We start from the raw sequence: 12,524 nt of genomic DNA, 5'->3' as shown, positions 1-12,524 counted from the left end.
GATAACCTCCAATCTATCCACAGATTTTGTGGATAATTCTGTGCAAAACTAAGGCTAAACATGGATAGATGCTGGCTTTGCGCTGGATTGGGCCTGTTGCCTCCATTTGGGGTTGGTAAATTTCTACATATAAATCAATTGCTTATTACGAATTTGCTAGCGTTGCGGGCAGCGCTGCACGATTTGCCGGCTTGCGGTATCATCGCGGCCCACTTGGCGCGCCCTGTGGACAGTTATCTCTCTGGAAAGCCTTATGACAGTTGAGTTTCTCGTCACAAACGACGTATTTACGCGGGATATCCTGACAGTTGCCCAGTTGAATCAGGCTGTGGGCCAATTGTTGGAGCGCAATGTCCCGCCGTTGTGGGTGCGCGGCGAGATTTCCAATTTCACCCAAGCCGCCTCGGGACATTGGTACTTCACACTGAAAGACAGCCGGGCCGCTGTGCGGGCGGTCATGTTTCGTGGCCGTGCGTCCGCCGTGGGGTTTGTGCCCAGAGCCGGCGACCAGGTTGAAATCCGGGCTCGTGTGTCGCTGTACGAGCCTCGAGGGGACTACCAATTGCAGGCCGACGCCATGCGCCGTGCCGGCTTGGGGAATTTGTACGAGGCATTTCTGCGCCTGAAGACCCAGTTGGCCGCGGAAGGCTTGTTTGACGAAAGCGTCAAGCGTGAGCCGGTCGCCTTGCCGCGCGCCATTGGCGTGATTACCTCGTTGCATGCGGCGGCGTTGCGGGATGTGCTGTCTGCCTTGGCTCGCCGTGCGCCGCAAGTGCCGGTGGTGATTTACCCCGCTCCGGTCCAGGGAGCGGATTCGGCAGCAAGATTGGCTGCCCAGGTGCAATTGGCCAATGCTCGCCAAGAGGTCGATACGCTGTTGCTGGTGCGTGGCGGTGGCAGTATCGAGGACCTCTGGAGCTTTAACGACGAGGCCCTGGCCCGGCTGGTGGCGGCGAGCGCCATTCCTATTATTAGTGGGGTAGGGCACGAAACCGATTTTACGATCGTAGACTTTGTGGCCGACGTGCGCGCGCCGACGCCGACGGCGGCGGCAGAGTTGGCCTGCGTGCCGCGAGCGGATTTGTTGGCGCGCATCGGCCATGCCGTACAGCGTCTGACGCGGGGGCAGCAGCGCCGCCTCGNCCAGGCGGCNCNACGGCTGGATCGCGCCGCGGCGCAGTTGGTGTCGCCCGCACGCCGTTTGGCGCATCAGGCCGAACGCCTGAATACGCTGCGTCATCGGCTGCAGTCCGCGTGGCAGGGGCCTCACGGCCGGCGGACAGCGCGACTGGGGATGTTGGTGCAGCGTCTGGCACACGCCACGCCCGATACCGGCCGGGCGAGCGAGCGCGTGGCCGCGTTGGCCCGCCGTCTGCATCAAGCCCAGGAACGCCAACTGGCCACTCGCCAGGCTCGGATCGCTGCCGTCAGTGCGCATTTGCGTGCTCTGGATCCGCAGCATACTTTGGCGCGAGGCTATGCCATCGTGCGGGATGCCGAAGGCCATATCCTGCGTGACGCCGCACCGTTGGCCAAAGGCCAGGCGCTGAATTTGACGTTCGCGCGCGGCGGGGCGCAGGTGCAAGTGCTGGATACGCATGACGTTTGATGTTGCGACCGTGGCTGGCTCGACCCGGATTGCTTAAGACTGATTCTCCTTTCGCGTAACCCCGCGCTGCACTGGGTTAACCCAGAGTGCAGGCTAAAGAGCCGATACAATCTATTTGCTTGATCGTGCAATCAACCAAGAAGGAACTCTCATGGCATTTACGCTTCCTCCCCTGCCTTATGCGCTGGACGCCCTGGCGCCGCATATCTCCAAAGAAACCCTCGAGTTTCACTACGGCAAGCACCATCAGACCTACGTCACGAACCTGAATAATCTGGTCCCGGGCACCGAGTTTGAAAACGCGTCGCTCGAAGATGTCGTCAAAAAATCCTCGGGCGGCGTATTCAACAATGCCGCACAAATCTGGAATCACACGTTCTACTGGAACAGCCTGGCTCCCAACGCTGGCGGCGCACCCTCGGGCGCACTGGCCGATGCCATCAATGCCAAATGGGGCAGCTTTGACGCTTTCAAAGAAGCCTTCAACAAATCGGCTGCTGGCAACTTCGGTTCGGGCTGGACCTGGCTCGTCAAAAAGGCCGACGGCTCGCTGGACATCGTCAACACCAGCAATGCTGCTACCCCGCTGACCACCGCAGACAAGCCTTTGCTGACCTGTGATGTGTGGGAACACGCCTATTACATCGACTACCGCAATGCCCGTCCCAAGTACCTGGAAAACTTCTGGGCATTGGTGAACTGGGACTTCGCTGCGAAAAACTTCGCCTAAGTCGTATCCAGTTTCGTTGAAAACGCCCAGCCCAGGCTGGGCGTTTTTATTGAGCCCTGTCATCGTATTTGTACCGATCGAACCTCGGTTGAAACGGCGCATGGTGCTTTTCTTGAGCCATATTTCACGGGCTCAGTCCGGTTGTTTCGTTACGATTCTGGCAAAATGCGGCGATGTCCACGACCTCGCCTCCTCGCAGCCCGTTCTCGCGTCTGTCGCTGCTCGCCCGTCGTAAATTGCGGCAATTCAGCCGTCTCTCGCGCAAGAGCCTGCAGCTCAGTTTGTTGTTGGGCGGCGCGGCGTTGGTGGCGCTCGTGTCCCTGGGATTTGCGTGGTTGGCCGATCTGGCCTTGGAATGGAACCATGCCTGGACCTCGCGTGCCGGTTGGCTCGCGTTCATCGTGCTGCCCGCCGCCTTTGCGATACTGCGTTGGATGACAATCCGTTGGGCACCCAATGCGGCAGGTAGCGGGATCCCGCAAGTCATCGGTTCGTTGTCCTTGCCGCCCGGCGCCGCACAAAGCAGCCTGGTTTCGATACGGCAGACGCTGCTGAAGATTCCACTGACCTTTTTGGGATTGGCCGCTGGTGCCTCCGCCGGCCGGGAAGGGCCGTCGGTACAGGTCGGTGCGGCCGTCATGCTGGCCTGGGGACGATTCTGGCGCAGCAAAGGGGTGCCGTTACGCGGTTTTCATGCAAATGAGCTTATCGCGGCAGGTGCGGCCGGAGGCTTGGCTGCCGCATTTAATGCGCCGTTGGCCGGCGTCATTTTCGCGATCGAGGAGCTGGGGCGCGGCACTATCCTGCGTTGGCAACGCCTGGTATTGATCGGCGTGCTGGCCTCTGGGTTTCTTGTCGTCGCCGTCGCGGGAAATAACCCGTATTTCGGCACCTTTGGCGGCCAGGCGCTGCCGAACTATATGGTGTTGTGGGTGCTGCTATGCGGTTTGGCTAATGGCGTGCTAGGCGGCGTGTTCAGCCGGTTGTTGAGTAAAGGCGCTTCTGGGGTCGCGCCCGCCAATTGGCGTGGCTGGATTCGTCGCCATCCCATTTACACGGCTGCCGCCATGGGATTGATTCTGGCGGTGCTGGGCGTATTGAGCGGTCAGACTGTCTATGGCACTGGATATGGCGTGGCCAGTGGCTTGCTTTCCGGCGAGGCCGAGGGGCCGGCGGCCTTTGGCTTGGCCAAACTGGGGGCGACGGTGGCGTCATACTGGGCGGGAATACCGGGAGGCATTTTCACCCCCGCGTTGACGACAGGCGCCGGTATCGGCCAGCATATCTGGGAACTGACTGGCGGCGAGATTGATCGCCGTGTGCTGGTGCTGATTTCCATGGCGGCGTTTCTGGCGGCGGCGACGCAGTCTCCGTTGACCGCGAGCGTGATCGTGATGGAGATGACAGGCAGCCAGCCGATGCTGTTCTGGCTATTGGTAGGTTCTCTGTCGGCGTCCGTGATTGCCCGGCAGTTTTGTCCTCAGCCGTTTTATCATTTTGCTGCCGGTCGGTATCGTCGGCAGGCTCAGGTCGAGGTTGGCCGTACGACAAAATAACCGGTCACCGCAGAGCAAGATGTCCATACGGTGGACTGCGTCCAAAGAATGGACGCTCTGGCTGTGCACTGTGCCGGTGCAAGGTCGAGTGGCGTAAGATCGAACGCTATCTTTTTTTGTCATTCACTTTTCTTACGAGCTTCGATCCATGACCGTGCACGCTTACATTTGTGATGCCATCCGTACTCCTTTTGGCCGTTACGGTGGCGCTTTGGCCCCCGTGCGCGCCGATGATTTGGCTGCAGTGCCTATCAAGGCCCTAATGGCGCGCAATCCGGGCGTGAACTGGGAAGAATTGACCGATGTGATCTTGGGCTGCGCCAACCAGGCCGGCGAAGACAACCGTAACGTCGCCCGCATGGCGGCATTGCTGGCGGGCCTGCCCGTGGACGTCCCCGGCGGCACGGTCAATCGTCTGTGTGGTTCTGGCCTGGACGCAGTGGGTACGGCGGCTCGCGCCATTCGCGCCGGCGAAGCTGGCCTGATGCTGGCTGGCGGTGTCGAGAGCATGAGCCGCGCGCCGTTCGTCATGGGCAAGGCCGAGAGCGCGTTTTCGCGCAGCGCCTCGATCTACGATACGACGATCGGCTGGCGCTTTGTCAACAAACTGATGAAGGCGCAATACGGCGTCGATTCCATGCCGGAAACGGCGGAAAACGTGGCGGACGATTTCAAGATCAGCCGCGAGGACCAGGATAAATTCGCTCTGGCTAGCCAATCCAAAACGGCTCGCGCCCAAAAAGAGGGCTATTTCGACGCCGAAATCACGCCGGTCTCGATCGCCCAGAAAAAGGGCGACCCCATCGTCGTGAATAAAGACGAGCACCCGCGCGAAACCAATCTCGAAGCCTTGGGCCGCCTCAAAGGCGTGGTCCGCGAAGGCGGCTCGGTCACGGCCGGCAATGCGTCGGGCGTGAATGACGGCTCGGCCGCGCTCTTGCTCGCAGACGAGGCCAGCGCAGCGCGTCATGGCCTGACGCCGCGTGCGCGCGTCGTGGGTATGGCTACCGCTGGCGTGGCCCCGCGAATCATGGGCATGGGCCCGGCGCCGGCCACGCGCAAGGTCCTGGCGCTCACCGGCCTGACGTTGGATCAGATCGATGTCATCGAGCTCAACGAGGCCTTTGCCGCGCAGGGCTTGGCCGTGTTGCGTGATCTGGGTATCGCTGACGACGATGCGCGCGTGAACCCGAACGGCGGCGCAATCGCGCTGGGCCATCCGCTGGGGGCCAGCGGTGCCCGTCTGGCGACGACTGCCATCAACCAATTGCATCGCACGGGCGGCCGCTATGCGCTGTGCACGATGTGCATCGGGGTGGGCCAGGGTATTGCCGTGGTGCTCGAGCGCGTGTAATACCAGGGCAGCGGCGTTTCGGCGCCGCCTGCCCGGATGAAAAAAAGCCGGTTTTACCGGCTTTTTTTGTTGCCGGGCCGCCCCAAAACAAAAAANGCCCCNCGGGGGGCAGCAAGCCGAAGGCGCAGCGTGGGGGCTTTTTTGTTGCCGGGCCGCCCCAAAACAAAAAATGCCCCCACGGGGGCAGCAAGCCGAAGGCGTAGCGTGGGGGCTTTTTCCGTTAGATCACACCATCACAGGTCCACGGCATTCGTCCCGTCGCGCATGCCGGCAGCGTGTCAAACGCGTTTGCCAGCGCGTTTACTGGGAAATGCCACTCAGCCGCTGGCCCGCTGCAACGCCATGGGTGTCGAACCAGCCTTGCGCCATTTCCAGTGCATAGCGCACCGGCTGTTCCGAGCAGTGCGGCTCATCGGTCTGCGGCGCCATATCGGCCATATTTACGATGGTGCCGTCATCGGCGATGAAGGCAATCGACAGGGGCACCAGCGTATTGCGCATCCAGAAACACTGCATGTCTGCTTCGTCGAACACGAACAGCATGCCGTTATTGTCGGGCAGGCTCTTGCGCAGCATCAGGCCGATGCGCCGGGTTTCGTCGGTGTTGGCGACTTCGGCACGGATGACGTGGATCCCCGCGGTCAACTTGGTGATGGGCAAACCGGTTTGAGGGCCGGTGGGTGTTTGCGCTGCAGCGGGAATACTCGCCGTGCTCAGGAGTACGCTCGTCAGCGCGCCTGCTGCCAGTGTGCTGGCCGTGCGGGTGTTGAGCAGCGGTGAACGAGAATGTTGCCCAGTGACAAGACAGCGGGAGAGGGCGCGCACAAACCGCGCAAAACGATGAATCACCATGAGACCCGAAAGCAGCAGAAAATAACAAGGCGGGGCATTATGCCCCGCCTGGGTAATGACGCCGCATTCTAAAACAATCCTGCCATAGGTCCGGTTTGTCTATCGTTCGGCGCGATAATGATACTGGGCGTCAGGCCGCCGTAATATTCAGCGCCTGTTTGCCTTTAGGTCCCTGGATGATTTCGAATGCCACTTTCTGGCCTTCTTTCAGGGTTTTGAACCCATTCATCTGGATCGACGAAAAATGTGCGAACAGATCTTCACCGCCATCGTCAGGCGTAATGAAGCCAAAACCTTTCGCGTCGTTGAACCATTTGACGGTGCCCGTCGATTTGGGATTGTCCCCTTGGACGGCGGTTGCGGTCGTATCAGACATGCGGACTGCCTCATTTGAATCGTATATTTGACAGAAACTTTTGGCCTAAACCATTGCCTCCCGGCTCCGAAGACGCTTGTTGACACAAGATAGCCTCCGAATGCGTGGATAATGCTCTGCTTTTCTTTAAACCGTCAAGTGTGGAAATTACGCATCTGTACGTGTAATTTTAAGTAATACGCGGCGTTGCCGCCCATTGTTTCAATACAATTCCGCCTTATGAGTTCGACCTTTGATACACAGCATGACCTCGTCGTGGAGAAACAGGCGTCCCGTACTGCGCCGCCGCCCATGTACCAGGTAGTGTTGCTCAATGATGATTACACCCCCATGGAGTTCGTGGTGAAGGTCCTGCAAAAGTTCTTCCGCAAGAATCAAGAAGAGGCTACCCGGATCATGCTGCAGGTGCACCATGAGGGCCGCGGCGTCTGTGGTGTTTATCCACGGGATTTGGCGGCCACGCGTATTTCCCAGGTCGCGCAGTACGCGCGCGAACGCCAGCATCCGTTGCAGTGCGTGATGGAACCCGTGTAATCGCTGCACACTGAGCGGTCATCGCACACCGCGGGCCGATCAAGAACGGAGCATGCAGGGAATCAGACCTGCGGTGAGGGGATCACAAGTCGAGGCCTGACGGGGGCTTGGTACGTAGTAGTGATCTTGTAATTAGCGTATAGTCGCGGCGCGCCGGTGCGTGCCGGGCGAGGATCCGTGGGCGTTTGACGCCCTAACATGTTGTACAGAGGCAAAGCCATGGGTAAAAAGAGTGGCGTGATCGGAGTCGTGGCGTTGGTGGTTGCCATCGCTGTCGGTATCGGGGTATGGCAATGGCGTAGTGATGCGCCGCCGAGTGCGGATCCGCCCGCGGCCCCAGCGGCACAATCCGGTGCGGCAAGCGGCGCTACCCAAACGGCGAATCCCTCGGCATCAGCGCCCCAGCCCACGGCAAATTCCACCGCCACCATTGGCCAGAACGATCCCTTTGCCATGCTGGACTGCAAACCGCGCCAGTTCCGCGATTCCATGGCGTTGGCCGTCACCTTTACCCAACCGGTGGGTCGCCAGACAGAGCTGAGCCGCTATTTCAGCGTGATCGACACCGGCGAGGCCAAGCCCGCCGAGGATGGCGAGCAATCGACCGCCGGGCAAACTGCCACCGGGGTGCCGCCAGGCCAGGCTGCACCGGCAGGCAAGACCGTCGAGGGAGCATGGGTGGTCGGCGACAACCCGCGCATCGTCTATTTCCCCTATGTGCAACCGCAGCGCGCCTACGCCATCCGCGTGCGCTCCGATTTCCCAGCTGCCCAAAAAGACACCACCCTGGGCGACGAACGCCAGTGCAGCGTGCAAACCGAAGCCATGCCGCCGTCGTTCTACTTTGCCAGTCGTGGCGTCGTACTGCCGGCTGGACAAAATGGCGGCTTGCCCGTGGCGACCGTCAATATGCCCGAGGTCGACGTGCAGTTTCTGCGCGTCTCGCCAGAGCACATGCCTGAATTTTTCGACGACGTCCTGGGTCTGAAGGCCTCCAACGAGGATGACGAAGACGATTGGCGTTATTCCGACAACCGCAGCCTGAAGGGCCTGGTGAGCAACTGGGATCTGGACCGCCTGCACAGTCTGACGACCAGCGTCTATCAGGGCCGTTTCGTCACCGATGACAAGCCCAATCGCCGTCATGTGACCTTCCTGCCGGTGGAAAACATCCAGGAATTGCGCCAGCCCGGCATCTACGTGGCGATCATGAGCGAGCCCGGCCGGTTCCGCTACGAATACCAGGTGACCTATTTCTACATCAGCGACATGGGCCTGCATGTGCGTCGTTATACCGATCGCACCGAGGCCTATACCATCTCGCTGAAAACGGGCCAGCCTATCGCCGATGCCGAAGTCGAACTGGTCGATGGCTCGGGCAAAGTCCTGGCAAAGGCCGCGTCCGACAAGGGCGGCCACGTACGTTTTGACGGCGATTCGTCGCGTGCGCGCTTGATCCGCGCCGTGCGTGGCAGCGAATTGACCATGTTGTCCCTGGCCGAGCCAGCACTGGATTTATCCGAATACGACATCGGTGGCCATACCTCCCGCCCGAACAACCTGTTCGTGTATTCCGGCCGTAATCTTTACCGCCCCGGCGAAACGTTCCACGTATCGGTATTGCCGCGTGACCTCGATGGCCAGCCGCTGAAGGCCGCGCCCCTGACTGCCGTGCTGAAACGCCCCGATGGCCGGGTCGTGCGCAGCGAACTCTGGCAACCGGATAGCAAGGTCGCCAACTATATCGAGCACGCGATCAATCTGCCGGTCGATGCCCAGACTGGTAAATGGCTGCTCGAGCTGCGTGTCGACCCCGCATCCAAGGTGCCCGATGCGACGTGGTGGTTCCAGACCGAGGAATTCCTGCCCGAACGCATGAAACTGCATCTGGACTCCAAGCAACCGGTGTTGTCGCCGGGAGAGGCCTGGACAGTAGACGTGCAGGGCGATTACCTCTATGGTGCGCCGGCAGCGGGCAACCGCCTGCTGTCGAGCTTCCAGGTCAAGCGCAACCGTTATGCCCTCGCGCAACAGTGGCCCGGGTTCGTCTTTGGCGATGTGGCCGACGACTCACTGCGCCATTACGAGGAAATGCCCGAAACCACGTTGGATGACAGCGGATCCACGCAACTGACGGTAGATCCGCAGTCTGCCGGCAAAGCCAAATCCCCCTTGAGCGTGCGTTTGTCGGTCAGCCTGCTGGAATCCGGCGGCCGCCCGGTCGTGCGCTCGATCGAGCGCAGCGTCTGGCCTGCCGACAAACTGATCGCCGTACGTCCGCTGTTCAGCAATGACGTGACCCGCGAAGGCTCGCCTGCGAGTTTTGAGGTGGTGCGCGTCAACGCCTCGGGTGAGGTGGCGCCGTTGCCCGAGGCACAGGTGCGTCTATTCCGCGAAAACCGCAATTACTACTGGCGTTATGACGACCAGCGCGGCTGGAACAGCGGCTATACCGATACCGAAGACCTCGAGGACTCGCGCACGATCGCGTTGCCCAATCGCACCGCGATGACCCTGCCGGTCAGCTGGGGCCGCTATCGTCTGGAGATCACCGATCCGGAAACCGGTGAGGTGATGCGCTACCGTTTCTACGCGGGCTGGGATGCCCAGGACGCCGATTCGGTCGGCAACCGTCCCGATCGCGTGCAAATGAAGCTCGAAGGCGTGCCCGCACGCCCAGGCGACAAGGTCAAGCTGACGGTGACGCCGCCGCATGATGGCCAGGCTTTGGTCACGGTCGAAGGCGACCGCATGCTGTGGTCGAACTGGGTGGACGTCAAGGCGACCGGTACCGAAGTCAGCATTCCCATCGACGAATCGTGGAAACGTCACGATCTCTACGTCTCTGCCGTGGTGTTCCGTCCTGGTAGCGCCGGCGATCGCGTGACGCCTGCACGTGCCGTGGGTTTGGCCTTCCTGCCTATTGCCAGTGACGATCGCAAGCTGAACGTCACGCTGACGGCTCCTGCCAAAGTCGAGCCCGAAAAACGGACCACGGTGCGTGTGAAGGTCGATGGCGCGAAAGGGCAGGCCGCTCACGTCACGCTGTCTGCCGTGGACGTCGGTATCCTGAATATCAATCAGTACGCCACGCCGGATCCGGTGGATTTCTTCTTTGGCAAGCACCGTTATGACGCGGAATTACGCGACATGTACGGCAAGCTGATCGAGAAAATGGACGGCACGCAGGGCCGCCTGAAATGGGGGGGCGATGCCGCCATGCGCGGTGATAGCCGCAGCCTGCCCAAAAAGGTCAAGCTGGTCGACTTGTACTCCGGCCCGGTCAAGCTGAACGATCAGGGCGAGGCCGATATTCCCCTGGATCTGCCTGATTTCAATGGCACGCTGCGTCTGATGGCTGTCGCGTTCACCGACTCGCACTACGGTCATGCCGATCAGGAAATGGTCGTGGCTGCGCCTATCGTGGCCGAGCTGAACATGCCGCGCTTTATCTCGCCGGGCGACCGGGCGACGGTGGCGGTCGATGTGGCCAACCTGAGCGGATCCGCACAGCAGATCACCGTGACGCTGCAGGCCCTGGACCCCTTGTCCATTGCCGATGGTGGCACGCGTACGCTCACGCTGAAAGATCGCCAACGCACCACCGTGCGCTTTACGGCTACGCCGACTGGCTCCTATGGCCTGGGTCTGATGCGCCTGGTGATCGACGGCAAGGGCGGCGCAAAACCGATCCACATCGAACGCGAGTCCGTGCTGCAGGTGCAGCCGTCTCATGCCGCCGAGCATGTCGTCAAACGGGTGCGTCTGGCCCCGGGCGAGAGCTTTACGCCAGGTGCCGGCGTGATGGTGGGTTATTACCCCGACTCCGTCACCGCCAACATCAGCCTGTCGAATCGCCCGCCGATCAACGTCTCGCGGCTGGTGCAGGATCTGTTGCGCTATCCCTACGGTTGCACGGAACAGACTATCAGTTCGGCGATACCGTGGGTGCTGCTGGACGAGAGCGACGGCAAGCGTTTCGGCCTGCCGGTGCAGACCAAAGAACAGCGCGCCGAAAAAGTCGCCGTCGCAGTGGGACGGCTGGCCGGTATGCGTAACGCGGCAGGCGGATACTCGCTGTGGGGCAACGAGGCCTCTGCGCGGGATGTCTGGCTGACCTCGTATGCGGTCGGTTTCCTGCAGGACGCGCGCGATCAGGGCTTTGATGTGCCCGAACAATCGCTCGATCGTTCGCGGCAATGGCTACAAGAGCAATTGCAGCAGAGCTCGGGATCGTTCGGCACGTGGCCGGATGCGTTGCGTAAATCGCTGCAGAAAGGCAGCGTCGAGAGCGGCTATATCGACATGATGCGTGGCGATCATCGCCGTTTCGCAGGCTATGCGGCTGCCGCGCTGACCTTGGCGCGCGACAAACAGGCTTCATTGGCGACGGTGCGTCAGCTGTTTGATCGCTACCAGGAGCGCGCTTTGTCGCCTCTGCCGTTGATTCAATTGGCGGCGGCGTTCCAGTTGATGGGCGACACGGGCCGCATGGAAAAAGCCATGCAGCAGGCCTTGGTGCGAGCCTATGGCTATCCGATCAAGGGTAGCTACTACTACGGCGCCTGGCTCGGCGACTACGGCAGCCCCGTGCGTGATTACGCCTTGGGCTACGCTATCGCCAGCAAGTATCAGCTCGCGCCGCAAGGCCGCGAAACCTTGATGATGCAACTCGATGACCATTTGCGCGGCCGCTCATACCTGTCGACGCAAGAGCAAATGGCTCTGGTGCTGGCGGCACGCGCTGCGGGCGGCGATGCGGCCAAACCCTGGGCTGCTACCATGGCTGCGGCGTCCGGGACGAAAAACCTGACCAGCGCCGAAGACGAAACCGTGGCGTTGAAAGCAGACGATTTGTCTCTGCTGCAAGTGACCAATACGGGTTCGAATGTGCTGTTTGCCGAGTTCGATCTGCAAGGCACGCGACAGGAGGCTCCGGCACCGCGCAGCGATGTGATCTCGTTGCAGCGTCGTTGGTACACCCCCGACGGCCGTTCGTGGGATGGCGGTGTCTTGCGCACGGGCGATATGCTGGTTGTGCGCCTCACGGCGAGCGCGAACCAGACGATTCCTGACGCGCTGATCGTCGATCGCGTACCGGCAGGCCTGGAAATCGAGAACCTCAACCTGTCGCAGAGCCCCGACATGCAAGAGTGGGAAATCGGCGGGGTGCGAGTGGCTGACGCCATGTCGAACTCGGCGATCAAGCACCGTGAGTTCCGCGACGATCGCTATGTGGCCGCCGTATCCTTGACCCGTAGCAGCGTCGACGTGTTCTACATGGCGCGCGTGGTGACGCCGGGGCGCTATGCCGTTCCGTCCACGGTGGCCGAGGACATGTACCGGCCCGAATTGCGAGGCGTGGGCGAACGGTGGAACTCCATCGAAGTCCGTGATCGCGCGGCCGCTCGGTAAGGGCATTTGAGGGACCGGTTTGGTGAAATATTTCCGCCGGGCGGTGATAGGGCTGGCCAGCACGCTTATCGTGCTGGCCGCGCTGCTCNTGNTNCTGG

The 12,524-nt window shown here is 61.0% G+C and carries 8 protein-coding genes and 1 pseudogene; 7 read left to right on the top strand and 2 right to left on the bottom strand.

Annotation, left to right across the window (positions count from 1 at the left end; translation table 11 throughout):
* Nucleotides 1-253: 253 nt before the first annotated feature.
* The 5 genes and pseudogenes from xseA to pcaF all read left to right on the top strand — a co-directional run.
* A pseudogene (xseA, locus tag ACNA0J_RS27790) lies at nt 254-1,142 on the top strand (exodeoxyribonuclease VII large subunit); the annotation flags it as partial.
* An 11-nt stretch (nt 1,143-1,153) separates the two neighbouring features.
* Nucleotides 1,154-1,609, top strand: a 456-nt coding sequence (locus ACNA0J_RS27785) for an exodeoxyribonuclease VII large subunit (protein WP_415822173.1), incomplete at its 5' end; no start/stop codon positions are given.
* Nucleotides 1,610-1,760: 151 nt separating this feature from the next.
* Nucleotides 1,761-2,339 (top strand): superoxide dismutase [Fe], encoded by a 579-nt coding sequence (gene sodB / locus ACNA0J_RS27780; protein WP_094821736.1) that lies wholly within the window; start codon nt 1,761-1,763, stop codon nt 2,337-2,339.
* A gap of 173 nt (nt 2,340-2,512) precedes the next feature.
* Nucleotides 2,513-3,895, top strand: coding sequence for a chloride channel protein (locus ACNA0J_RS27775; RefSeq protein WP_415822172.1), 1,383 nt, complete (start codon nt 2,513-2,515; stop codon nt 3,893-3,895).
* A gap of 148 nt (nt 3,896-4,043) precedes the next feature.
* Nucleotides 4,044-5,249, top strand: coding sequence for a 3-oxoadipyl-CoA thiolase (gene pcaF / locus ACNA0J_RS27770; protein WP_415822171.1), 1,206 nt, complete (start codon nt 4,044-4,046; stop codon nt 5,247-5,249).
* 300 nt (nt 5,250-5,549) lie between these two features.
* On the opposite strand, the gene ACNA0J_RS27765 is transcribed toward pcaF, so the two are convergent.
* Nucleotides 5,550-6,101, bottom strand: coding sequence for a DUF192 domain-containing protein (locus ACNA0J_RS27765; protein WP_415822170.1), 552 nt, complete (start codon nt 6,099-6,101; stop codon nt 5,550-5,552).
* A 130-nt stretch (nt 6,102-6,231) separates the two neighbouring features.
* Nucleotides 6,232-6,477, bottom strand: coding sequence for a cold-shock protein (locus tag ACNA0J_RS27760; RefSeq protein WP_006220277.1), 246 nt, complete (start codon nt 6,475-6,477; stop codon nt 6,232-6,234).
* A 219-nt stretch (nt 6,478-6,696) separates the two neighbouring features.
* Here ACNA0J_RS27760 and clpS point away from each other — a divergent pair, with 219 nt between their 5' ends.
* Together clpS and ACNA0J_RS27750 are read left to right on the top strand one after the other, a co-directional pair.
* Complete coding sequence (gene clpS, locus ACNA0J_RS27755) at nt 6,697-7,011, top strand: ATP-dependent Clp protease adapter ClpS (protein WP_415822169.1); 315 nt, start codon at nt 6,697-6,699, stop codon at nt 7,009-7,011.
* Nucleotides 7,012-7,230: 219 nt separating this feature from the next.
* Nucleotides 7,231-12,426: an alpha-2-macroglobulin family protein gene (locus ACNA0J_RS27750; protein ID WP_415822168.1), complete on the top strand. Its 5,196-nt coding sequence runs from the start codon at nt 7,231-7,233 to the stop codon at nt 12,424-12,426.
* The last annotated feature ends 98 nt before the right edge of the window (nt 12,427-12,524 follow it).

The sequence above is a fragment of the Bordetella tumbae genome (genome assembly GCF_965139195.1).
Classification (GTDB): domain Bacteria; phylum Pseudomonadota; class Gammaproteobacteria; order Burkholderiales; family Burkholderiaceae_B; genus Bordetella_A; species Bordetella_A tumbae.
Note: the sequence above shows the minus strand (reverse complement) of the source record. Positions and strands in the feature narration are given on the sequence as shown.